The organism is Ideonella benzenivorans (assembly GCF_020387415.1).
Lineage (GTDB): Bacteria > Pseudomonadota > Gammaproteobacteria > Burkholderiales > Burkholderiaceae_C > Ideonella > Ideonella benzenivorans.
Genome location: NZ_JAGWCB010000012.1, coordinates 663,853 through 687,177, shown reverse-complemented (window position 1 = coordinate 687,177; position 23,325 = coordinate 663,853). Strand labels below are relative to the sequence as shown.

24 protein-coding genes are annotated in these 23,325 nt (G+C 66.8%); 9 read left to right on the top strand and 15 right to left on the bottom strand.

Annotated features, from left to right (window positions below; translation table 11 throughout):
* Positions 1–40 precede the first annotated feature (40 nt).
* From KGA65_RS15950 to KGA65_RS15940, 3 genes are read right to left on the bottom strand one after another with little or no spacing between them, the layout of a single operon-like run.
* Positions 41–2,179: a chemotaxis protein CheA gene (locus KGA65_RS15950; RefSeq protein ID WP_225864092.1), complete on the bottom strand. Its 2,139-nt coding sequence runs from the start codon at positions 2,177–2,179 to the stop codon at positions 41–43.
* 55 nt (positions 2,180–2,234) lie between these two features.
* Positions 2,235–2,597: a response regulator gene (locus KGA65_RS15945; protein WP_225864091.1), complete on the bottom strand. Its 363-nt coding sequence runs from the start codon at positions 2,595–2,597 to the stop codon at positions 2,235–2,237.
* Between the two features lie 48 nt (positions 2,598–2,645).
* A complete protein-coding gene (locus tag KGA65_RS15940) occupies positions 2,646–3,056 on the bottom strand; it encodes a hypothetical protein (protein ID WP_225864090.1) in 411 nt (136 codons plus the stop codon).
* A 258-nt stretch (positions 3,057–3,314) separates the two neighbouring features.
* Here KGA65_RS15940 and KGA65_RS15935 point away from each other — a divergent pair, with 258 nt between their 5' ends.
* Complete coding sequence (locus tag KGA65_RS15935) at positions 3,315–4,481, top strand: ATP-binding response regulator (RefSeq protein WP_225864089.1); 1,167 nt, start codon at positions 3,315–3,317, stop codon at positions 4,479–4,481.
* Positions 4,478–5,116 (top strand): response regulator, encoded by a 639-nt coding sequence (locus KGA65_RS15930; protein ID WP_225864088.1) that lies wholly within the window; start codon positions 4,478–4,480, stop codon positions 5,114–5,116. The genes KGA65_RS15935 and KGA65_RS15930 overlap by 4 nt, the downstream gene beginning before the upstream one ends.
* A gap of 12 nt (positions 5,117–5,128) precedes the next feature.
* Here the strand turns inward: KGA65_RS15930 and KGA65_RS15925 are convergent, their stop codons facing one another.
* The 12 genes from KGA65_RS15925 to KGA65_RS15870 all read right to left on the bottom strand — a co-directional run bounded on the left by KGA65_RS15925 (position 5,129) and on the right by KGA65_RS15870 (position 16,578).
* Positions 5,129–5,854, bottom strand: coding sequence for a class I SAM-dependent methyltransferase (locus KGA65_RS15925; protein ID WP_225864087.1), 726 nt, complete (start codon positions 5,852–5,854; stop codon positions 5,129–5,131).
* 61 nt (positions 5,855–5,915) lie between these two features.
* A complete protein-coding gene (locus KGA65_RS15920) occupies positions 5,916–6,296 on the bottom strand; it encodes a hypothetical protein (protein ID WP_225864086.1) in 381 nt (126 codons plus the stop codon).
* A 67-nt stretch (positions 6,297–6,363) separates the two neighbouring features.
* Positions 6,364–6,996 (bottom strand): protein phosphatase CheZ, encoded by a 633-nt coding sequence (locus KGA65_RS15915; protein WP_225864085.1) that lies wholly within the window; start codon positions 6,994–6,996, stop codon positions 6,364–6,366.
* Positions 6,997–7,031: 35 nt separating this feature from the next.
* Positions 7,032–7,430 (bottom strand): chemotaxis response regulator CheY, encoded by a 399-nt coding sequence (cheY, locus tag KGA65_RS15910; protein ID WP_225864084.1) that lies wholly within the window; start codon positions 7,428–7,430, stop codon positions 7,032–7,034.
* A 26-nt stretch (positions 7,431–7,456) separates the two neighbouring features.
* Positions 7,457–8,401, bottom strand: a complete 945-nt coding sequence (motB, locus tag KGA65_RS15905) for a flagellar motor protein MotB (RefSeq protein ID WP_225864083.1) — start codon at positions 8,399–8,401, stop codon at positions 7,457–7,459.
* Between the two features lie 42 nt (positions 8,402–8,443).
* Positions 8,444–9,301, bottom strand: coding sequence for a flagellar motor stator protein MotA (motA, locus tag KGA65_RS15900; RefSeq protein ID WP_225864082.1), 858 nt, complete (start codon positions 9,299–9,301; stop codon positions 8,444–8,446).
* A gap of 289 nt (positions 9,302–9,590) precedes the next feature.
* Positions 9,591–10,169: a flagellar transcriptional regulator FlhC gene (gene flhC / locus KGA65_RS15895; RefSeq protein WP_225864081.1), complete on the bottom strand. Its 579-nt coding sequence runs from the start codon at positions 10,167–10,169 to the stop codon at positions 9,591–9,593.
* A 49-nt stretch (positions 10,170–10,218) separates the two neighbouring features.
* Positions 10,219–10,542, bottom strand: coding sequence for a flagellar transcriptional regulator FlhD (flhD, locus tag KGA65_RS15890; protein ID WP_151125245.1), 324 nt, complete (start codon positions 10,540–10,542; stop codon positions 10,219–10,221).
* 240 nt (positions 10,543–10,782) lie between these two features.
* Positions 10,783–12,303, bottom strand: a complete 1,521-nt coding sequence (locus KGA65_RS15885) for a glycosyltransferase (protein ID WP_225864080.1) — start codon at positions 12,301–12,303, stop codon at positions 10,783–10,785.
* 38 nt (positions 12,304–12,341) lie between these two features.
* The gene (gene wecB / locus KGA65_RS15880) at positions 12,342–13,508 is read right to left on the bottom strand and encodes a non-hydrolyzing UDP-N-acetylglucosamine 2-epimerase (RefSeq protein WP_225864079.1); all 1,167 of its coding nucleotides are present in this window, start codon (positions 13,506–13,508) and stop codon (positions 12,342–12,344) included.
* 11 nt (positions 13,509–13,519) lie between these two features.
* On the bottom strand, positions 13,520–15,442 hold the full coding sequence (locus tag KGA65_RS15875) for an O-linked N-acetylglucosamine transferase, SPINDLY family protein (protein ID WP_225864078.1): 1,923 nt from the start codon (positions 15,440–15,442) through the stop codon (positions 13,520–13,522).
* Positions 15,443–15,447: 5 nt separating this feature from the next.
* On the bottom strand, positions 15,448–16,578 hold the full coding sequence (locus KGA65_RS15870; protein ID WP_225864077.1) for a glycosyltransferase: 1,131 nt from the start codon (positions 16,576–16,578) through the stop codon (positions 15,448–15,450).
* A 270-nt stretch (positions 16,579–16,848) separates the two neighbouring features.
* Here KGA65_RS15870 and KGA65_RS15865 point away from each other — a divergent pair, with 270 nt between their 5' ends.
* The 7 genes from KGA65_RS15865 (at position 16,849) to KGA65_RS15835 (ending at position 23,315) form a co-directional block, all read left to right on the top strand.
* Complete coding sequence (locus KGA65_RS15865; protein ID WP_225864076.1) at positions 16,849–17,694, top strand: flagellin domain-containing protein; 846 nt, start codon at positions 16,849–16,851, stop codon at positions 17,692–17,694.
* Between the two features lie 302 nt (positions 17,695–17,996).
* Positions 17,997–18,842, top strand: a complete 846-nt coding sequence (locus KGA65_RS15860) for a flagellin domain-containing protein (protein ID WP_225864075.1) — start codon at positions 17,997–17,999, stop codon at positions 18,840–18,842.
* Positions 18,843–19,145: 303 nt separating this feature from the next.
* Positions 19,146–19,994 (top strand): flagellin domain-containing protein, encoded by an 849-nt coding sequence (locus tag KGA65_RS15855; protein WP_225864074.1) that lies wholly within the window; start codon positions 19,146–19,148, stop codon positions 19,992–19,994.
* Between the two features lie 143 nt (positions 19,995–20,137).
* The gene (fliD, locus tag KGA65_RS15850) at positions 20,138–21,595 is read left to right on the top strand and encodes a flagellar filament capping protein FliD (protein WP_225864073.1); all 1,458 of its coding nucleotides are present in this window, start codon (positions 20,138–20,140) and stop codon (positions 21,593–21,595) included.
* Between the two features lie 159 nt (positions 21,596–21,754).
* A complete protein-coding gene (fliS, locus tag KGA65_RS15845) occupies positions 21,755–22,189 on the top strand; it encodes a flagellar export chaperone FliS (protein WP_225864072.1) in 435 nt (144 codons plus the stop codon).
* 24 nt (positions 22,190–22,213) lie between these two features.
* Complete coding sequence (locus KGA65_RS15840; protein WP_225864071.1) at positions 22,214–22,513, top strand: flagellar protein FliT; 300 nt, start codon at positions 22,214–22,216, stop codon at positions 22,511–22,513.
* A gap of 43 nt (positions 22,514–22,556) precedes the next feature.
* Complete coding sequence (locus tag KGA65_RS15835) at positions 22,557–23,315, top strand: flagellar brake protein (RefSeq protein WP_225864070.1); 759 nt, start codon at positions 22,557–22,559, stop codon at positions 23,313–23,315.
* The last annotated feature ends 10 nt before the right edge of the window (positions 23,316–23,325 follow it).

The window sequence follows — 23,325 nt, the reverse complement described above, 5'->3', positions numbered from 1 at the left end:
GAGGGCCGGCACCACCTGGGCCGGCCCCGTCCGGAAGAGTTCAGTGGCGCGAGCGGCGCACCAGCGAGCCGATGTCCAGAATCAGGGCCACGCGGCCATCGCCCATGATGGTGGCGCCGGAGACGTCGGGCACCTTGCGGTAGTTCGCCTCCAGGTTCTTCACCACCACCTGCTGCTGGCCGAGCAACTCGTCCACCAGCAACGCCACCCGGCCACCTTCGGCTTCCACCACCACCATGATGTTGGAGGACTTCTCGAAGTCGAAGCGGGGCACCTCGAAGACCTTCTCCAGGTCGATCACCGGCATGAACTCGTCGCGCACCTCGACCACGCGGCCGGAGTTGCCGATGGTCTTGATCATGTTCTGCGAGATCTGGAAGGACTCGACCACCGAGGACAGCGGCAGGATGTAGCACTCGTCGCCCACCCCGATGCTCATGCCGTCCATGATGGCCAGGGTCAGCGGCAGGCGCACCTTGACGCTCATGCCATAGCCTTCGGCGGAGTCGATCTCCACCGTGCCACCCAGCGCGGTGATGTTCTTCTTGACCACGTCCATGCCCACGCCGCGGCCGGACACGTCGGTCACCACCTCGGCGGTGGAGAAGCCCGGCGCGAAGATGAGGCCGTAGACCTCCTGATCGGTCAGGGTGTCGGGGGCATCCAGGCCGCGCTCGCGGGCCTTCTGCAGCAGCTTCTGGCGGTTCAGGCCGCGGCCGTCGTCGCGCACCTCGATCACGATCGAGCCACCCTGGTGGGAGGCCACCAGCGTGACGGTGCCATGCTCGGGCTTGCCCTTGGCCAGCCGGTCGGCCGGCAGTTCGATGCCGTGGTCGCAGCTGTTGCGCACCAGGTGGGTCAGCGGGTCGGTGATCTTCTCGACCAGGCCCTTGTCCAGTTCGGTGGCCTCGCCCTGGGTGACCAGGTCGACCTTCTTGCCCAGCTTGCCGGCCAGGTCGCGCAGCATGCGGGGGAAGCGGTTGAACACCATCGACATCGGAATCATCCGGATCGACATCACCGCTTCCTGCAGGTCGCGGGTGTTGCGTTCCAGATCGGCCAGGCCCGACAGCAGCTGCTGGTTCAGCGCCGCGTCCACATTGCGGCTGTTCTGGGCCAGCATGGCCTGGGTGATGACGAGCTCACCGACCAGGTTGATCAGCTGGTCGACCTTCTCGACCGAGACGCGCAGGGTGGAGGAGTCCATGCCGCCCTTGGCCTCGGGCTTGTGGGGGGCGGGCTTGGGGGCCACCGGGGCCGCTGCGGCCGGGGCCGGCGTGGCGGCGGCCGGTGCGGCAGCGGCCGGGGCGGCGGCGGTGCCAGCATCGGACCCTGGCGAGCCCGGCGCGTTGTCGAAGAAGCCGTAGCCCCGTTCCTCTTCGGCACTGGGCTTGGCCGGAGCGCCGGGGGCACCCTCGTGGAAGCCGTAGCCCGGGCCCATCGGCAGCAGCTGCATCGACTCGCGGGCGACGTGGAAGGTGAACAGGTCCAGCAGGTCGCCGTCGCTGGTCGTGGTCACGATGCGGTAGCGGCGGATGCCATCGGCGGCATGGCCGGCGTCCAGCGGCTCGATCGTGCCGAGGTTGGTGATTTCCTTGAACAGCTCGAACAGGTTGTCGGCCTGTTCCGGGTGGTCCAGCGGGCCCACGCGCAGCTCCACCGCGCGGGCGCCATTGGGCACCGGGGCCTCCGCGGCCGGGGCGGCAGCCACGGGGGCGGGCGCGGCTGCGGCGGGCGCGTCGGCCGGGGGCGGCACCTGGGCACCTTCGGCCATGGCGCGGATGTGGGCCACCAGGGTGGAGGTGTCGGGCGCGTCGGCGCCCGAGCCCTGGTGGCGGGCCAGCAGGGCCTTCAGCGCATCACCGGCTTCCAGCAGCACGTCCACCATCGGCGGGGTGGGTTGCAGTTCGTGGCGGCGCAGCTTGTCCAGCAGCGTCTCCATCTGGTGGGTCAGTTCGGCCACGTCGGTGAAGCCAAAGGTGGCGGCGCCGCCCTTGACCGAGTGTGCGCAGCGGAAGATGGCGTTGAGCTCCTCGTCGTCGGCGGTGCTCAGGTCCAGTTCCAGCAGCTTCTGCTCCATGGCCTCCAGGTTCTCGCCGGCCTCCTCGAAGAAGACCTGGTAGAACTGGGTCAGGTCGATGCCGTCGCTGGTGCCGTGGTCGTGTGTGGTGTCGCCCATGGGTGCAAGTTCCTCGTTCGTGTCGTACTGCTTGGCCGGTGAGAGCGTGCGGGGCTCAGCGGATCACCTTGCCGATCACCTCGATCAGCTTGGCCGGGTCAAAGGGCTTGACCAGCCAGCCGGTGGCGCCGGCGGCCCGGCCCGCCTGCTTCATCTGGTCGCTGGACTCGGTGGTCAGGATCAGGATCGGCGTGGCCTTGAACTTCGGGTTCTCGCGCAGCTTCTTGGTCAGGCTGATGCCGTCCATGCGCGGCATGTTCTGGTCGGTCAGCACCAGGTTGAAGTCGCGCTGGTTGGCCTTTTCCCAGGCGTCCTGGCCATCCACCGCCTCGACGACGTTGAAGCCGGCGTTTTTCAGGGTGAAGGCCACCATCTGGCGCATCGAGGGGGAATCGTCAACGGCGAGGATCGAGTGCATTGCAGTTCTCCGGGCTTTTCTGGAATGAGGTGGGGCGCGTGGCGAATGTCAGAAGAGTTCGATGGAGCCAGCGTCCATCTCATCCTGGGTCACGGGATTGGGTCGGACGGGACTGTCCTCGACGATGGCGGCCCCATCGTCGTCATCGCCCATCGCATCGCGGGCGATGCGGTCCACGCAGCTGCGCAGGCGCTTTTGCGTGTGGCAGATCAGCTGGGTGGCCATGTCGTGAAACTGGAGCGCGGTGATCGCTTCGGCCAGGCTTTGCATGGCGCTGTGCAGGGCGCCATGGTCGATGTCGGGCAGGACGGCCAGGGTCCGCAAGGTCTCGTTGAGCTGGCTGCTGGCCCCATAGAAATGGGAAGACAGCGTCTGGCTGGCATCGTCCAGCAGGCGCTGCAGGCGCTCCAAATCGTTGCTGGCCACCATCAGGTGATCCTGCAAGTCTGCCGCGGCCATCAGAGGCAGCGGCGTTCCCGCGGTGGCGGCAACGTGGGATTCTGTCGTTGGCATCGTGGCTCCAAGACACTCGGTTCGTGCCTCCCAACGGCAAGGGGCAGCCCGCAAACAGGCCACCTCCGCGGACCTGCCGGGGAGTTGCAGACCATTTTTCGGCACGAACCGGGCATTTATTGAACGAATCACCCCAACTTTCCGGGCGTATTTCCGATCCTTGAGCTTCACAAGCGGCCCTGACCCTGGGCGATACTTCGCGCCATGACCCCTCATGCCGAACCACGCCGTGTGCTGCGGGTGCTCCATCTGGAGGACTCCGAGCTCGACCACGAGCTGGCGCTGGCCTATTTGCAGCGCGGTGGCCTGGTGGTGGATTCGGTGCGCGTCGACACCGAGCGGGAATTCCGCGACGCGCTGACGCAGCCCTGGGATCTGATCCTGTCGGACTTCAACGTGCCGGGGTTCTCCGGCCTGCGGGCGCTGGAGATCGTGCGCGAACAAGGGGTGTTGGTGCCCTTCATCCTGGTGTCGGGCGAGATCGGCGAGGACGTGGCGGTGCAGGCCATGCGCGACGGTGCCAGCGACTATCTGCTCAAGGGCAACATGACCCGGCTGGCCCCGGCCGCCGAGCATGCGATGGCGGCCTATGACAGCCTGCGCGCCCGCCAGCGGGCCGACCGCGAGCTGGCCCGTTCGCGCCAGCGGGTCTCGGAGCTGGCCCAGCACCTGCAGACCAGCATCGAGATGGAGCGGGCCGCGATCGCGCGGGAAATCCATGACGATGTGGGGGGCTCCCTCAGCGCGGTCAAGTTCGACCTGGCCTGGATGGCCCGCCAGTCCGGCATCAGCCCGGAGCTGCGCCAACGCATCGACAGCGCGATGGAGACGGTCACCCACGCGCTGGAAGCCAGCCAGCGCATCATGCACAACCTGCGCCCGGCCATCTTGGAGCAGGGGCTGGTGGCGGCCCTGCAGTGGATGGCCAGCCGCTTCGAGCGGCGCACCGGCATTGCCTGCGTGTTCCGCACCAACCTGGACAACCAGGCCACGCTGCCGGCCGGCGTGCCGCTGGTGGCCTACCGGGCGGCCCAGGAGGCGATGACCAACATCAACAAGCACGCCCAGGCCACGCGGGTCAGCATCGACCTGTCGCTGGCGGCGGGCGTGCTGTCGCTGGAGGTGAGCGACAACGGCCGCGGCCTGACCTCGGCGGATCTGGCCAAGGCCCGCAGCTTCGGCATCCGCGGCCTGCACGAGCGGGCCTCCACCGTCGGGGGCTGGGTCGATCTTTCCAGTGGCCCCGCGGGCACGACGCTGATACTCTCGATTCCCTTGGAAGAAGGCGGTACGGCAGACGATGACGACGGGATGGAATCTGGCCCGTTGGGCGAGACGTCCCACGATCCGTCCGCCTGGGGAGAACCATGACCCGTGTGATCATCTGCGACGACCACGCCCTGATCCGGCGTGGCATTCGCGATACGCTGGCCGATGCCACCGACATCGAGGTCGTCGGCGAGGCGGGCGAATATGGCGAGCTGCGCACCCTGATGCGCCAGAACAGCTGCGAGGTGCTGGTGCTGGACATCAACATGCCCGGCCGCAGCGGCCTGGATGTGCTGCATGTGCTCAAGGACGAGGGCAACCCGGTCAAGGTGCTGGTGGTCAGCATGTACCCGGAGGACCAGTACGCGCTGCGCGCGCTGAAGGCCGGCGCGCATGGCTATGTGAACAAGGGGGGCGACCCGGCGGTGCTGCTGCAGGCCGTGCGCACCGTGGCCCAGGGCCGCAAGTACATCACCCCGGAGATCGCCCAGCTGCTGGCCGAGAACATCGGCAAGGACCAGGAGAGCGAGGCGCCGCACGAGAAACTCTCCGACCGCGAGCTGCAGACCCTGGTGATGATCGCCAGCGGCAAGCGGCTGTCGGACATCGCCACCGAGCTGACTCTGTCGCCCAAGACGGTCAGCGTCTACCGGGCCCGGGTGCTGGAAAAGCTGGGCCTGGCCAACAACTCCGAACTCACCGTCTACGCAATCCGCAACGGCCTGGTGGGCGAGTGAGTCACCGAAGCTTCAGCAGGGCGTGAACGGCGCCTGGTAGAGCCACACCGGCTTGCCGGCCACGGTCTCCAGGCGGGCCTGCGGGCGCAGTTCCAAGGCTTCGAATTCCAGGCTGACCAGCCAGGCCCCGGGCGCCAGCTCCTGGCGGGCCTTCGCGACGGCGCGCGGCATGCTCTCCGGGCGCTGGAACAGATAGACCATCTCGTAGGCTGACCAATCCTCGGCCCAGATGTCGCCGCGGCGCACCCGGGCGAAGGGGCAGCGCAGGCGGCACAGGGCGGCCAGCGGGGCGCTCCACTCCAGGCCGGTGAGGCGGGCGGCCGGATAGGCCTGGCGCAGCGCGCGCAGGCCGTGGCCCAGGCCGCAACCGGCTTCCAGCACCCGCGCGCCCGCAGGCAGGGGCGCCGCATCGGCCAGGCCATCCAGCGCGGCGGACGGGGTGGGGAACAGCGGCGCATCGCGCCAGCTGCGCAGTGGGTAGAGCAGCAGCAGCGCCGCCAGCGGGGCCAGCCAGGCCCAGGCGGGCAGGGCGTTCTGCTGCAGGGCCAGGAAGGACAGCGGGAAACCGGCCAGCACGATCAGTCGGCGCCAGCGGTGCGACAGGCGCCAGGCCGGCCAGGCGGTGGCCAGCGTGACGAGCATGAAGGCCCAGGGCAGCGGCAGTTCGGTACTGCGCAACAGCAGCAGCACGACCCAGGCGGCCAGCCAGGTCAGCAGGGCGGGAAGGGGCCAGACCATGGGCTCGATTGTCTGCTGGCCCGGGCAAGCCGGAGCCTGGGAGCAGACAGGCGTTCGGGCCTCAATCGTCCGTCTTGAGCCAGCCCAGGTTGGCGGGCTTGCGCTCGCCGCCCTTGCGGGTGCGCAGCACCGAATGGAAGCCTTGGTGGCCGCCGGTCCAGAGGGCGTTGAACAGGCCGGTCACGTCTTCGCGGGTCAGGCTGTCGGTGTCGCGGCGGAACTGCTTGACCGCGGCGGCCAGGATCTCGCGGGGCACCGCCTGGTGGGAGGCCAGCACCATCAGCATGGTGCGGTACAGGTCATCGCCCCCCAGCTCGCAGAGCTGGCGGATGCGGTCCAGGGCCTCGGCGGGCTGGGGTGCCCGATCGGGGGTCATCCAGCCGAGGTCGGTGCCGACCGGGGACTCGACAGGAGCGGTGAGAACGGTGGTGTCAGTGCTCATCGTTCAGGCGCCGCTGGGCGCGTCAAGAGGGAGACAACAAGGGCGGCGCAGGCCGCCCCGCGGGGCGTCAGAAGCCCAGGCTGGCCAACAGGTCGTCGACCTCGCTCTGGTTCTTGACCACATCGGCGCGGCCTTCCGGGGCCACCACCGGGCCTTGCAGCACGCTGGGGTCGACCTTTTCCCGCTGCTCGGGTGGCACCACCTGCACCAGCAGCTTGACCAGGCTGTCCTCCAGGTCGTTGGCCAGGGTCACCACCTTGGCCACCACCTGGCCGGTCAGGTCATGGAAGTCCTGGGCCAGCATGATGTCGGTGAGGTGGTCGTCAATGCGGGTGGTGCTGGCCTCGACGTCCTTGACGAAGTTCATCACGGCGCCACTGGCGACGGCCCGCACCGGGTCGGCCACCAGCGCATTGGCCAGCGCCTGGGTGGCGGCGCTGATGTGGGCGTGCTCGCCCTTGGCCTGGTCCACCGAGTTGAGCACCTTGTTGGCGGCGTCGGCGGTCTTGTTGGCGATGTAGGTCAGACGGCTGCGCGCATCGGGCAGGCCGTCGGCGGCGTTCTGGAGCTTGGGCATCACGCCCAGCTGCTGCATGGTGTCGTGCAACAGGCGGGTGATGCTGCCGAGCTGCTGGAACACCTCGGGGGAAACCATCAGGGGTTCGGTGGGTGTCAGGCCCGCCAGATCTTCCATTTTCATGACTGGATCTCTCTGCTGTTGCGGGGAAGGCGGGATCAGGCAGTGGCCGTGAGCTTCTGCATGATCTTCTGGACCTTCTCCTCCAGCGTGGCCTTGGTGAAGGGCTTGACGATGTAGCCGGCGGCACCGCTCTGGGCGGCCAGCACGATGTCTTCCTTGCGGGCTTCGGCGGTGACCATCAGCACCGGCAGGTGCTTGAGGCTGTCGTCGGCCTTGATGGCCTTGAGCAGGTCAAAGCCATTCATGTTCGGCATGTTGATGTCGCTGACCACGAAGTCGAACTTGGCGCCCTTGAGCATGCTCAGGGCCACCTGGCCGTCTTCGGCTTCTTCGACGTTGTTGCAGCCCATTTCCTTGAGCAGCCCGCGGACGATCCGCCGCATGGTCGAGAAGTCGTCAACGACAAGAAATTTGAGATCGGTGGGGTTGCTCATGTCAGTCCTCTTACGGTCTTGAGAGCTTATCGGTCGGTGGACGACGGAGTTGAGGGCGGCTTGCCCTCGGGGCTGGAATCGGTGGCCGGCACGGGCTCGGGGGCGGTCTTGAAGACCCGGCCCTCGGCCTCGCGGTTCATCACGATGATCGAGATGCGCCGGTTGGCTGGGTCGTGCGGGTCCTTGGGGTTGAAGAGCTGGCTCGACGCCAGCCCCTGCACCCGCAGAATGCGGTTCTCCCCCAGGCCGCCGGCGATCAGCTCGCGCCGGGAGGCATTGGCCCGGTCGGCCGAAAGCTCCCAGTTGCTGTAGCCCAGGCCGCCGCCGGAGAAGGGGGTGGCATCGGTGTGGCCTTCCAGCGTCAGCATGTTGGGCACGCCGGAGAGCACCTCGCCGATCGAGCGCAGCAGGTCGCGCATGTAGGGTTTGACCACCGCGCTGCCGGAATCGAACATCGGCCGGTTCTGGGCGTCCACGATCTGGATGCGCAGGCCGTCGCGGGTCATGTCCAGCTTGAGCTGCGAGCTCAGGGCCTTGAACTTCTCGCTGGCGGCGATCCGGTCCTGCAGCGTGTTCTGCAGTTCCTGCAGCTTGGCCGCCTCGGCCCGGGCCTGCTCGGCCTTCAGGGCCTGCAGGTTGAAGGTGCGTTTGGGGGCTTCGACCTCGCCGCGCTTGACCTGGCCGGCGGTGCGGGTCAGGTCCTGGCCGCCACCCTTGATGACGGAGGACGAGTCGCCCGAGCCGGAGCCGCCGCTCATGGCCACTTTCAGCGGCGAATTGAAATAGTCCTGCAGACCCTTGCGGTCGCCTTCGGTGGTGGAGCCCAGCAGCCACATCAGCAGGAAGAAGGCCATCATCGCGGTCACGAAGTCGGCGTAGGCGATCTTCCACGCGCCGCCGTGGGCGCCGTGGCCGCCTTTCTTGATCCGCTTGACGATGATGGGCTGGAGTTTCTTGGCGTCACCGGCCATGGCCTGGTTCCTCGACTGATCCGTCTGCCGTGCGGCGGGGGCTCACTTCTTCTTGACGTGGCCTTCCAGCTCGGCAAAGCTGGGGCGCTCGGTCGAATACAGCACCTTGCGGCCGAATTCAATGGCGGTCTGCGGGGCGTAGCCCTGCATTGAGGCCAGCAGCGTGGTCTTGATGCACTGCAGCTCCTTGCCGTCCTCGTCGATCTTCTGTTCCAGCATGCCGGCCAGCGGCTCGGCAAAGCCGTAGGCCAGGAAGATGCCGAGGAAGGTCCCGACCAGGGCCGAGCCGATCATGCCGCCCAGCACCGCCGGCGGCTGGCCGACCGAGCCCATGGTGTTCACCACCCCCAGCACCGCGGCCACGATCCCGAAGGCGGGCAGCGCGCCGGCCAGGCGGGCCAGGGCGGCGGCGGGGGCATAGGCCTCGTGGTGGTGGGTTTCGAGCTCGCTGTCCATCAGCGACTCGATCTCGTGGGCGTTCAGGTTGCCCGAGACCATCATGCGCAGGTAGTCGGTGATGAACTCGGTGACATGGTGGTCATTGCCCACGACCGGGAATTTCTGGAACAGCGGCGAGCTGTGCGGATCCTCGACGTCCTTTTCGATGGACATCAGGCCTTCCTTGCGCGCCTTCTGCAGGATCTCGTAGAGCAGGGCCAGCAACTCCATCGCGCGGGTCTTGCTGTACTTGCTGCCCTTGAAACAGGTGCCCAGGCCTTTCATCGTGGCCTTGATCACCTTCATCTGGTTGGTGGCCAGGAAGGCGCCCAGCGCCGCGCCGAAGATGGTGATCATCTCGAAGGGCAGGGCGTGCAGGATCACCTCGATGTTGCCGCCGTGCGCGATGAACACGCCGAAGACGCAACCCAGTGCGAGGAGCCAGCCGACGATGATGAACATGGTGGAGGAATCCGAGGCTCAGAAGGGGCGGAGCACAGTCGCTCCTTTCACTTCATATCGGATGCAAGCATCGCTCGCTTGAGCCCTTTGGAAAGCCGGAAAAAAGGGGTGCTTCACGCACAGCCGGCGCCGGACTGCAGCCGTCCGCCCAAGAAAAAAGCGGGCCCGGTGGGGCCCGCCAGAAGGCACACCATGGGTTGTGCCAGGAGGAGGAAGCTGCATGAAAAACGCACTTGACCCAGATGTCGTCCGCCATGCGGCGGACTGGAGCCGGGCCGGAGAATGAATGTCAGTGAGTGCTCACCAGGCCGCTGTCGCGCTCGGCGGCGCTGGGCATCTGCAGGGCGCCGGCCTGGCGGCCCTTGCCGGCGCGCGCCGGCGGGTTGCACAGACCGCACACATAGTGGCGGGCGATCTCGTGCGGGTGGGTGACGTAGTGGCCGCCGCAGTGGGTGCACTTGGTCATGGTCAGCATGCCGTTGTCCACGAACTTGACCAGACGCCAGGCGCGGGTCACCGACAGCAGGGGCTCCAGGCCCTGGGCCGCGGTCTGCTCCAGGTACAGCTGGTAGGCCTTGATCACCGCGTCGATGTCCTCCATCTCGGAGGTCTTGTTCAGGTACTCGTGGATGTTCAGGAACAGGCTGGCGTGGATGTTGGGCTGCCAGGTCATGAACCAGTCGGTGGAGAACGGCAGCTGTCCCTTGGACGGGCTCTTGCCCGACACCTCCTTGTACAGGCGCAGCAGGCGCTCGTACGACAGATCGGTCTCCGACTCCAGCACCTGCAGGCGAGCGCCCAGGTGGATCAGGGTGACGGCACGTTCGATCTGCCTGGCTTCGGTGAGGATGCTCTTGGTGCGGGCCATGGTGTGTTCTCCGTCCTGGTCTTGTGGGGTCTGCTGGGGCGGCCTGGGATCAGGCGGCTTCCTGGTGGCGGCCGGCCATCAGGATGGAGGCGTGCAGGCGGCTGACGCTGTCGTTGGCGGAGGACTTGCCGTGGTTGGTCAGCAGGCCCCAGACCAGGTCGTCGTCCATGCGGAAGCGGCACAGCAGCGTGTTGCTGGTGGCGATCTTCATCATCTGGGCCGGGGTCAGGGCATTGATCAGGTTGGCGGTCTCTTCGGAGACGCCCAGGCGGAACAGGGCTTGTTCGCGGTCGGCGCGGATCAGGCTTTGCGCCAGCATCAGGTAAGACAGGTTGGCTTCGCGGATTTCGGCGAGGATCTGGGTCGTTTCCATGTTGCGGCTCCTGGTGGTGTGGGGTTGCGCGTTTGTTTCGCGTTGGAATGAACTGTAAGGAGACGAACTGGACGGCAACATCGGGTCACTTCCAGAGCTTGAGTCCCGGTTTTTCCGGCAGGCGTGTCAGACAAATTCCTACACGCGCGGCGTGGCGGGGGGGCGGACAGGGCCCGGAAATGACACGACCGGGACAGGCGCAGTGCCTGTCCCAGTCGTTCCGTGGGGCTTGGCGCGCCGTCAGTCCAGCCAGGGCACCAGGTGAGGTTGCGCATCCAGGATGCTGTCCATCTGGCGCTTGTCGCAATACTGCATCTCGGGGTCGATGGTCAGATAGCGCTGGTACTTGGCCTCGCGGTCCGCGGCGCGGGACCATCCCAGGTGCTTGATGCGAATTGGGGTGGATTGCTGGCCCATGCCGCCGATGTTCATCGGGAAGCGGCCGGTGTGCAGACGGTTGGTGTTCCAGGTGTACGCGTAGTCCGGGGTGTAGCGGAACATGAAGGGCCACGAGCGCTGGTGGGCCGTCCACTGCGGGTCATCCCGGTAGTGGGTGTCGCTCCAGAAGTCGAACAGCCGGAAGCCCAGGAGGGTCCCGGGGGGCGCCGACAGATACGGCGCAATGGCGTCCCGGGCGTGAGACTCCAGGATCTCGTCAGCGTCCAGGTTCAGGATCCAGTCGGGATTGGAGGCCACCGTCTTTTCCCACTGCAGCCGCCTCAGCTCGTGCTCGTTGCTGAACAGCGAGCGGTCCAGCTGGTGGACGACATGCTTCTTGTCGCGCAGCAGGTCGTGGATCATCGCGACGGTGCCGTCGGTGGAGCCATCGTCGATGATGACGGCCTCATCGATCATCGGCAGGGCATGCTGGAGCATCATGCTCAGATACCGGTCGGCCTCGTTGCGCACCACCATCGAGAGCGTGACCTTGGGCTGGCGGTCGAATCGCGCGGCGCAGCGTTCGATGAAGGCCGGCACGCGCTCGACATAGTGCTCGCGGTACAGGTGCAAAGGCGGGTACTTGGTGTCCGCCCACAATTCCACGCCCAGCGCGCGGGCGCGGATGCAGAAGGCGCGGTCCTCCCCCCAGAAAGAGACGTTGTCAATTTCCGCGAAGCTCAGGCCCTTGGCGATGGCCTGGGCGCTGATCAGGGTGCAGGCGCCCAGGCCCCCCACGCGGTGGGTGTCGCCACTGCGCATCCACTGCATGAACTCGCGTGAAGCCGCTTCCTTCTGTTCGGCGGGGGCGCTGGCGAAGGAGCGGTCGTAGAAGGCGTAGTGGTCCAGCAGCCAGGTCTGGGGCAGGTAGGGGTCCTGGGGTGTCCATTGCGTCCAGAAGACCTCGCTGATCACCGCCTTGTCCTGGGCCAGCAGATGCTGGAGGGTGGCCGGGTGCAGGACGATGTCGGAATCCACCAGAAAGATGTGGTCGAAGCCTTGCTCCACGGTGTGCTGGAGCATGAAGGTCTTGACCGCGGCCACGCGCTGAATCAGCGACTCCTTCCAGCGGTGCGTCTCGGCGTCGCAGAGATAGGACTCCTCTTCCCGTTCAAGCCTGACGCAGTAGCCTGGCCGGCCCAGCATGAACTCATTCAGCGCGGCGCTGGACTCGGGATCGTCGTTGTCGTCGGCAAAGAGGAATTCACAGTCGATGCCGTCCAGCGCCAGCCGAGTCAGCCCGGCCAGGAACTCTTTCAGGATGGCGGGCTTCTGCCGCACGGGCGAGGCGATCAGGACTCTCTGGGTGGGCTTGGTGTTCATGGCGAGGTGCGTCTCTTTCGGTGGTTCTGGCGGCGGTGTCAGCTCAGGTGCTTGCGCGCGATCTCGCGGGCAATGCGCGCCCCGGCCTGGCCGTCTCCAAAAGGATTGGTCCGGTCGGCAAGGGCGGCGGCGGGCAGGCGGTCGGCGCGGGCGATCAGTTCTTCGAACCTCGCCACGATGGCTTCGGTGGCCGTGCCGGTGAGCCAGCCGCAGCCAGAGGAAATCACTTCCGGGCGCTCCGTGGTGTCGCGCAGCACCAGCAGCGGCTTGCCCAGCGATACCGCCTCTTCCTGGATGCCGCCGGAGTCGGTCATCACCAGCAGGCTTCTGGCCAGCGCATCAATCAGGGCCGGGTAATCCATCGGGTCCACCAGGTGAATTCGCTGGCGCGCAGAAAGGGGGGCGGCCTCGATGACCGAGCGGACCTGATCGCGCACGACGGGGTTCGGGTGGACCGGCCAGAGAAAGTCCACGGCATGGCGGCTGCTCAACTGCACCAGGGCCTGGGCGATGGACCGGATGCCCCGCTCCCAGTTCTCCCGCCGGTGCGCGGTGACCAGCACGAGCGGCCGCGTGCCACCACCGGGCAAGGGGCTGGCCAAGGGATCGGCGGTCTTGCGGATCAGCGCCAAGGCCATGTGTGTGGCATCCACGATGGTGTTGCCCGTGACCAGGACGTCCTGCGCCGGCAGGCCCTCCCGGAGCAGGTTCTGGCGCGCCGCCTCGGTAGGGGCGAAGTGGGTGTCCGCGAGCCGGGCGATCAGCTCGCGGTTCTTCTCTTCCGGGAAGGGGTCGTACTTCTGGTACGTGCGCAGTCCCGCCTCGACATGGGCCACCGGGATCTGCTGGTAGAACGCGGCCTGGGCGGCGCAGAAGGCGCTCAGGGTGTCGCCATGCACCAGGACGACGTCGGGTCGCACGGTGCGGATCAGCGCGGTGATCGACCCCAGCAGCTGTGCGGCCAGCGTGGCCAGCTCCGAATCCCGCCGTTCCAGCGCCAGACGATGGTCGGGCTGGATGCCGAAGAAGTCGTACAGGGGCCAGGCCATGTCCTGGTGCTGACCGGTGTGCAAGACGGCATGGGGGAGCCCGGCCTGCCGCATGGCCTGAGCCACGGGCATCATCTTGATGATCTCCGGGCGCGTCCCCATGCACAGCAGGGCGCCACCGGTGTGGATGGGGCGGGTGGCGTGGGGGGCCGACATGGGCGCTCCGCTCAGTGAGAAGCCAGCTCGGCCGCAAGGGCGGCGGGCGGCAGTCCGGCCTGGCTGCGTTCGAACATGCGCATCAGCAGGGCCTCATAGTCGCGCGTGTACCGATCGGTGTCGAACAGCGGCAGGGTCATGCGGTGGCTTTCCAGCTCCTGCTTCAGAAATGCGAGCAGCTCCGGGGTGTTGGCCAGCGAGGCGCCCATTTCCACATAGGTGGCTTCGTCGGCGCAGGCCAGGTCCGGCAGGCCGCAGGCGCACAGCAGGCTGGCCGCCACCCGCGAGGCAAAGCGTTCCCCCGGCACCGTCAGCACCGGCACGGCGGCCCACAGCGCGTCGCTGGCGGTGGTGTGCGCGTTGCAGGGCCAGGTGTCCAGGAACAGGTCGGCGGCGCGCAAACGGGCGATGTGCGCGTTGACCAGCAGCTTGGGCGCCCAGAACACCCGCTCCGGCGGCACGCCCCGGGCCGTCAGCTCACGCTGCAGATTGCTCTGCGCGATCGGGTTCCAGGCCAGCATCCAGAGCACCGCCTTGGGGGCCTTGGCCAGGATGGCCGCCCACAGATCCAGCATGTGCGGCGTGTACTTGTAGTTCTGGTTGAAGCAGCACAGCACCACCGCGTCTTCGGGCAGACCCAGTTCCGCGCGGCTGGGGCAGGGCGGCAGGTAGCGCTGCCGGTCGTTGGGCTGGTAGCAGTACGGCAGTTGGGCGATGTGTTCGGTGTAGTGCGCGGCCTGCGCCAGGGGGGTGACCACCTGATCACCGATGATGTAGTCGATGAAGTTGGCCCCCGTGGTCTCCGGATAGCCCAGGTAGGCCGCCGACACGGGCGCCGGCCGATAGGCCAGAAGCTCGAAGCGGCTGTTGGCCGTGTGCCCCTTCAGGTCCACCGCGATGTCGATGCCGTCCTCGCGCATCCGTCGGGCCGCCTGAAGATTGGTCAGGTGGCTCACATCGACGAAGTGATCGGCCGCGGCCCGGATCCGGTGCATCATCGGGGTGCCGTCGTCACGGCTGTGTGAATACAGCGTGACCTCGAACTGCTCGGTGTTGCGCCGCTCCAGCAGCTCGGTCATCAGGATGGCGGTGGCGTGGTTGTGGAAGTCGCTCGAGAGGTAGCCGATCCGCACCCGGCCGGGGCGGCGTGGCCCCGGGGCGGGAAAAGGGGTGATGCCCCGGGTCAGGCTGCGCGAGCGCACCTCGCCCATGCGGCGCAGCTGCGCGGCGCTGGCTTCCACCGCCAGCAGGGAGAAGGGTGAGAGCAGCTGGCCCGTGTTTTCATTGGCCAGATCCACCGCCGCCAGAAGATCCTGGGTGTCCTGCTCGGTGTGGGCCCAGTTGCAGCTCTGGCGCCCTTCATGCACCAGCAGCGACAGGGCCACGGTCCGCACATCGGGGTTGTCCAGCGACACCGCCGTGCGGAAGCACTCGGTGGATTCGTAGGACATGTTCAGCTCGCGAAAGCTCAGGCCCAGGCGGTAGTGCGTCAGCGGCGCATCCAGCTTCAAGGCCAGCGACTGAAAGTAAGCGGTGATCGCGTCTCGGTACTGACCCGTGTTGTGCAGCGCCACGCCGTAGTCGGCGTACCAGTCGGCATCGCGGGGGCCTTCGGGCGCATAGGCCTTGAAGACCGCCACGGCCTCCTCGCCGCGGTGCTGTTGCTGCAGCAGATCGGCCAGCAGGCGCATGGCCAGCACGTTGTCGGGCAACAGCCGGTAGGCCTCGCGCGCGGCGACGATGGCATCGTCGAAGCGTTGGGCGGAATACAGGGCGCGCGCCTGATACAGCCACATGAGGGCGTTCTCGGGCGAGGCATGGACGCCACGCTCGAATGCCTCCGCGGCCTTCAACCATTGCTTGGCCTGAAGAGCCTCGACCCCGGCCTGCCAGTGGTCGGTCGCGTGGGATGGCTGGTGATGGCGCTTTTTCATGCCGATCACTCTAGGGGGCGCCTTTCCGGCCCGCTGCAGGAAAAGCGGCCTGCTTCGGGGGCATCTTGTGGCATTGCCAGGTCGCGCGCCAGGGCGCGGTAGCGTGTGGCGTCGTCGGGGCGCGCCATCACGTCATAGAGCAGCGCCAGGTTGGTGGCGGCCAGATGGCTGCCCCGGCCATGCACGGCGCCTTCCAGTTCGGGGTGCTCTCCCAGGCGAAGGCAGCCTTGCCAGGCCTCTTCCATCATCGGCAGCAGCTGAGGGGCCAGATCGGGCGCGTCGGCGGCCCAGTCCAGCAGCAGGTCGCCGATGGCGAACAGGTAGTCGGGCGAGTGGGACCACTGCGGCAGCTGGCGCTCAGCCTGCTGAATGGCCTCGGCGTGGCGCTTGCAGCGCTTGAGGGCATGCAGGCGCCGAACCACCAGATCGTGCAGCCAGCCGGGGGCGGCGGTGGCACCCAGGAGGCGCTCCGCCTGGTCGAAGGCCTGGACGGCCGGCCCGTAGCGCTGGTAGACATCGTGGTCCTTGCCAAGCTGGTACCAGAGGTAGGCGTCGGCCGGTGCGCGTGCCAGCGCGGCGCTCAGCAGGCGTGCGTTGCGGCCGTCCTTGGCGCGCAGCGCGTTGGCCTGGTAGCCGTCATGTCCCAGGGTCACGGGCCAGGTGCGCACTGGCAAGGCGTGCCGGGGTTGCTCGTGGATGAAGCCCTGGTAGCGCACCGGACCGGGCAGGATGCGGCTCAGCCAGCTGGAAACCTCCTGGTCGCCCTGATGGTTGTGGATCTCCAGGCGCCCCACGAAGTCGGGCCGGGTGTGACGCAGTTGGGCCAGGGCCGGGCCGCCGGCTTCCAGCCATTCGTCGGCATCGGCGATCACATGCCAATCGGCGGCGGCCAGGTCCAGTGCCGCGTTCCGGGCGGCGGAGAAGTCATCGCACCAGCGGAAGTGCCCCACCCGGGCGCCGCTGTCCTGGGCGATGGCGACTGTGGCGTCGCGTGACCCGGTGTCCAGCACCACCATGTCGTCCACCCAGGGCCGAACGCTCTGCAGCAGCCGCGCGAGACGGGGCGCCTCATCGCGTGCGATGACCACGAGGGCAACCCGCCACAGGGGGGCGGAGGCGGTCTGGTCGGAAGACATGCCGAAAACTTTAGGGGCCACCCGGGCCGTCAATCCGCTGAAAAGCACAGCGATCGGGCGGCTGGACGGCCCGCCGTGGGTGGGGGAGGGGCGGTTTGCCTGGGAACGGCACGCGTTGGGCCGGCAAGGTGATCGCTTGAAAAGCGACCTAAAAAGGCCTCAAGTCCTTCGATGGGGGCTCCGAAATAGGGTCCACGGGCCCAATCGCCGCTGCGGTGGGCCTCTTCGGAGCCCACCCGGCTCGCCCAACGCTTTAGCAGGAGAGCTTTCATGACCACCTCCATCAACACCAACATCGCCTCGCTGAATGCTCAGCGCAACCTCAGCGGCTCGCAATCGGCCCTGTCGACCGCCATGCAGCGCCTGTCTTCGGGTCTGCGGGTGAACTCGGCCAAGGACGACGCGGCCGGTCTGGCGATCGCCGAACGCATGAACGCCCAGGTGCGTGGCATGAACGTGGCCGTGCGCAACGCCAACGACGGCATCTCCCTGGCTCAGACGGCCGAAGGCGCGCTGTCCAAGGTCGGTGACTCGCTGCAGCGCATGCGTGAACTGGCGGTGCAGGCCGCCAACGGCACCAACACCAGCGCGGACCGCGACTCGCTGAACCAGGAATATTCGCAGCTGCAGTCGGAAATCACCCGGGTGCTGGGCGGGACCTCGTTCAACGGCAAGTACATGCTGGGTTCGGACGCGGGGGCCATGACCTTCCAGATCGGCGCCAACACCAACGCGGAAGACACCCTGTCCGTCTCGACGACCAACCTGAAGGCCGAGACCACCGTGTCGACCGTGACGGGCAACACCGTGGGCATCGGCTCGACCGCGACGACCAGCGCGATCGCCACCGTGATCAACAACCTGGACTCGGCGATCAACACGGTGAACAACCAGCGCGCGATGTTCGGCGCGACGCAGAGCCGGTTCGACGCGGTGATCTCGAACCTGCAGACCTCGGTGGAGAACCAGAGCGCCGCCCGCAGCCGGATCATGGACGCGGACTACGCCCAGGAAACCTCCAACCTGAGCCGCGCGCAGATCCTGCAACAGGCCGGCACGGCGATGGTGGCCCAGGCCAATCAGTTGCCGCAGAACGTCCTGTCCCTGCTTCGATGAAGGGGCACTGAAGGCTGAGACCGGCGCCGTGGCGCCGGTCGAAACCGCCCTCGCCCTGTGAGTCGCGCCGTGGCGCGGTGCCGGGGTGAGGCCCTTCGAAAATTCCTCTCAAGTTGGCGATTGGCATCTCCGATAACCCATTCAACAGGAGCTGACAAACAGATCCTGGGGTCCGGTGAGATGGCCAAAGGTCAGGTCCGCCCAAGCAGGCAAGGCCCGATCGGAGGAGCACCCGGCGCTGAGCGAGAGATCGCGTCGGTGCTTGAACCGGAGACTTTTGGTAACCCTGTAGGAGTGTCAACATGCCTCAAACCATCAACACCAACATCGCCTCGCTGAACGCTCAGCGCAACCTCAGCGGCTCGCAATCGGCCCTGTCGACCGCCATGCAGCGCCTGTCTTCGGGCCTGCGGGTGAACTCGGCCAAGGACGATGCGGCCGGTCTGGCGATCGCCGAACGCATGAACGCCCAGGTGCGTGGCATGAACGTGGCGATCCGCAACGCCAACGACGGCATCTCCCTGGCCCAGACGGCCGAAGGCGCGCTGTCCAAGGTCGGTGACTCGCTGCAGCGCATGCGTGAACTGGCGGTGCAGGCCGCCAACGGCACCAACACCAGCGCGGACCGCGACTCGCTGAACCAGGAATACGCGCAGCTGCAGTCGGAAATCACCCGGGTGCTGGGCGGGACCTCGTTCAACGGCAAGTACATGCTGGGCTCGGACGCGGGGGCCATGACCTTCCAGATCGGCGCCAACACCAACGCGGAAGACACCCTGTCCGTCTCGACGACCAACCTGAAGGCCGAGACCACCGTGTCGACCGTGACGGGCAACACCGTGGGCATCGGCTCGACCGCGACGACCAGCGCGATCGCCACCGTGATCAACAACCTGGACTCGGCGATCAACACGGTGAACAACCAGCGCGCGATGTTCGGCGCGACGCAGAGCCGGTTCGACGCGGTGATCTCGAACCTGCAGACCTCGGTGGAGAACCAGAGCGCCGCCCGCAGCCGGATCATGGACGCGGACTACGCCCAGGAAACCTCCAACCTGAGCCGCGCGCAGATCCTGCAACAGGCCGGCACGGCGATGGTGGCCCAGGCCAACCAAATGCCGCAAAGCGTGTTGAAGCTGCTGGGTTGATGCCGACCTGAGCGCCAGGCCCCACCGGTTTCCCGGTGGGGCCTGTTCACGTTCAGGCGGGAACAGGCCGTTGAATCGGCCTTATTTCGCGGCTTCGGCAGGCCGCACTCCCTTTCAGAATTTCTCCCAACGACCCTTCACCAGAAGGTTCGCGGTCCGGAGGCACTGGCGAGACCCTCCCTGGCGCAGGCCAGGGGTCGACGGTGACCTGGCGCCGGGCTTGGCGGTTGCGACGGAAAAGTCCGTCGAGCCCGGAAAGACCGGCATGTTCGCCGGATGGGTGAAATCTTCAGGAGTGCTCGCATGCCACAGACCATCAACACCAACCTTGCGTCGCTGAATGCTCAGCGCAACCTGAACGCATCGCAGTCGTCGCTGAGCGTGTCGATGCAGCGGCTCTCGTCCGGCCTGCGGGTCAATTCCGCCAAGGATGATGCTGCCGGTCTGGCCATCGCCGAGCGGATGAACGCCCAGGTGCGCGGCATGAACGTGGCCGTGCGCAACGCCAACGACGGCATCTCGCTGTCTCAAACGGCGGAAGGGGCGCTGTCCAAGGTCGGCGATTCGCTGCAGCGCATGCGTGAACTGGCGGTGCAGGCCCGCAACGCGACCAATTCCAGCTCCGACAAGGACTCGCTGAACAAGGAATTCGCCCAACTTCAGGCGGAAATCACGCGGGTGCTGGGCGGAACGACCTTCAATGGTCAGCACATCCTCGGGGCCGATGCCACCACGCTGAATTTCCAGATCGGGGCCAACACGACCTCCGACGACGTGATCACCGTGGCCACCAGCAACATGACGTCCAACGCCACGGTGACCAGCGTCACCGTCTCGACGGTGGTCATCGATGGCACGGCCGACTTCACGGCGATCGGCAGCGTCATCAACTCCATTGACAACGCGATCAACCTGGTCAACGACACCCGCGCCACCTTCGGCGCCGTCCAGAGCCGGTTCGACGCCATCATTTCGCAGTTGCAGCAGTCGGTGGAAAACCAGGCCGCCGCCCGCAGTCGCATCATGGACGCGGACTACGCCCAGGAAACCGCCAACCTGAGCCGCGCGCAGATCCTGCAGCAGGCCGGCACGGCGATGGTCGCGCAGGCCAACCAGCTGCCGCAGCAGGTGCTCAAGCTCCTGGGCGGTTGAGGCAAAAAGCGCTGCGTGCGGCGCAGACTTCGCTCAAGTCGGCCGCGTTTGCGGCCGATTCTGTCTGCACGATGCAAGACCGCGGTTCAGCGGCGTCTCAGGACGCCCTGAGCCGCATTGCCCATCCAGCTTAGGAACGCCCCATGTCTTCTTCTGCTCCCATTTCTTCCCTGGGCGTTGGCTCCGGGCTCCAGGCGGAATCGATCATCGCGGCGCTGATGTCGGGCGAGCAAAAGCCGATCGACCAGCTGGCGACCGAACAGTCGCAGATGAAGACCCAGCTGTCCTCGATGGGCAAGCTGGCCAGTCTGACCTCGACCATGCGGGATGCGGCGGCCTCACTGAGCAGCAGCTCGCTGTGGAAGACCAAGTCCTTCACCTCGGCCGACACCACGGTGATCAGCGGCTCGGCCGGGATCAGCGCGGCCGCGGGCAGCTACAGCGTGTCCGTGCAGGCCCTGGCCAACGCGCAGACGGTGACCTCGGGGACTTTCAGCGCGTCAAGCGCGACCCTCAGCGAGGGCACGCTGACCGTGGAGCTGGGCTCCTGGTCGGGCAGCACTTTCACCGGCAAGAGCGGCTCTTCGCCGGTGAGCATCACCATCGGGCCGGGCGACACCAGCTTGGCGTCCATCCGGGACAAGATCAATGGCGCCAATGCCGGGGTCACCGCCTCGATCGTCAACGACGCCAGCGGGGCGCGGCTGTCCCTGCGGTCGACGACCACGGGGGCCGAGAACGGCTTTCGCATCACCGCCGCCGAAACCGTGGACGATGGCAACGCCGGCACGGGCCTCTCCGCGTTGACGTATGCCCCTTCGGGCACGGCGTCGGTGATGTCGCTCAACCAGGCGGCGACCAACGCCCAGGCCACGATCAACGGGATTCAGGTGAGCTCCACCAGCAACACGTTCGACAGCGTGGTGGATGGCCTGAGCTTCACCGCCGGCAAGGTCAGCGCCAGCCCGGTGGCAGTCACCGTGGCCAGCGACACCGACACCATGAAGAAGTCGATCAACTCCTTCGTCAGTGCCTTCAACGCCCTGGTCAGCTACATCAAGGACCAGACCAAGTACACGCCGCCCACCGCCAAGGGCACGCAGGGGACGAGCTCGCCACTGCAGGGGGACGCCACGACGGTGGGCTTGCTCAACCGGCTGCGCAGCGTCATCAACGCGCCCAGCACCGCCTCCGCCAGCCTGCAGCATCTGTCGGACATGGGCATCAGCGTCGGCGGCGACGGGACCTTGAGCGTCGACGCCACGAAATTGGACACGGCGCTGACCAAGCCCGACGAGGTGGGCAAGGCCCTGGCCACCGATGGCGCGGATTCCTCCAGCTCCGGGTTCATGGACCGCTTCCGTGACCTGGGCAATGCGGTGCTGGACCCCACCGCGGGGTCGTTGCAGCTGCGCCAGGATGCGATCAACGCCTCCATCAAGCGCAATCAGCAGCGGCAGGATGAGCTGACCGAGCGCCTGTCGTCCTACGAGACCCGTCTGCGCGCGCAGTTTTCCGCGCTGGACACCCAGATGGCGTCGATGAACGCCCTGAGTGCCTATGTGACCAAGCAGATGTCCGCCTTGAACACATCGGCCTGAAGCGTCCGATCCAGGGATGAACACGCGGGGCGCCGGGAGGCGCCCTGTGTCGTTTGGCGCGCCCGACCGGCCCCGGGACCGCCGCAAGAAAGTTCCTCAAGAACGGCCGGGGGCCGTCGATAACTGTCTCAACGCCGTAAACGAAACCGAGACAGCACCATGTTCAGCCCCGCCTACTCTCGCTCCCTGGGTCAAGCCGCCGCCTTCGCCGGTGCGTACCACACCGTCGGTGTCGAGACCGGGCTGGCCGATGCCACGCCGCACAAGCTCATCCAGATGCTCTTCGATGGCTACATGGAAGCGCTGCGCCAGGCCCGTGGCTACATGGCCGATGCCCAGATCGAGCAGAAGAGCCGGGCCCTGAGCAAGGCCGCCCGCATCGTCGACGAGGGTTTGAAGGCCGCGCTCAATCTGAAGGAAGGGGGCCGGCTGGCGCAGGATCTGCACGATCTCTATGCCTACCTCACCCTGCGTCTGACGCTGGCCAACGTGCGCAACGATCTTGGGATCGTGGCCGAATGCGAAAACCTGATGGAACCGCTGCGCGAGGCCTGGCAAGCCATCGGTCCTCAGGTCAACCACTCCCTGAACTGACGTTCGGGAAGAAAGGAGCCCATCATGCCCGAGAACCTGCTGAGCTATTACGAGGCCATTGAGCGTGCCAGCAGCGACATGCTGACCGCGGCGCGCGACGGTAATTGGGACGAGGTGGTCAAGCTCGAAGGCGCCTGCGCCGTGCTGATTTCACAGCTCAAGCAGGTCGCCAAGGACCAGTCCCTCCAGAAGGAGGAAAACCAGGTCAAGTCCCGTATCATGCAGCGCATCCTCCTCAACGACGCCGAGATCCGTTACCTCGCGGAACCCTGGCTGGAGGATCTGGACAACATGATGCACGGTCGCAGCAAGACGGTGCATTGAGCGGAGGCGCTTGTCTCACCCTTCGAGCCCGACAGGACTGACGATGTTCTCCGACACCCGGCCCGCGCCCCTGGATTCTCCGGGGGCTTCGTCGTTTTCGGCTTTCCGCATCGGTGACGCGGTGGAGATCCGTGCCCTGCTCAAATCGCTGATGGAGCGCGGTACCTTGATCAACCTGTGCGCGGCCGATGGCAGCGCCTACGGTTCCACGCTCTGGAGCCTGGATACGCAGCATGGCAAGCTGGCCTTCAGCGTGGACATGATGGCGCCCGCCGTGCAGGGCCTGGTCGAGGCCGAGGAGGCCATGGCCGTGGCCTACCTGGACCAGATCAAGATCCAGTTCGATGTGATGGACCGGGTGCTGGTGCATGGTCCGCGCGCCTGCGTGCTGCAAGCCAGCCTGCCGCGCGAGCTCTACCGTTTCCAGCGGCGCGCCAGCTACCGGGTGCGCACGCTGGAGCGCAGCGCCCCCACCGCCACCTTCCGTCACCCCCAGCTGCCGGACATGCGTCTGGACCTGCGGGTGCTGGATGTGAGCATCGGCGGCTGCGCGCTGTTTCTGCCCAGCGACGTGCCCGCGGTGGAGCCGGGCCTGGTGATCAAGGGGGTGCGCGTGGCCCTGGACGCCGACACCCAGTTCACGGCGCAGCTGCACATTGCCCATGTGACGGCCATCCATCCCGAGGCGCGCGGTGTGCGGCTGGGCTGTGAGCTCCAAGGGCTGGATTCCGCGGCCAGCCGGGCCCTGCAGCGCTACATCGACGCCACGCAGAAGCGCCGGCGCATGCTCAGCCTCGACTGATAGGGCGCGG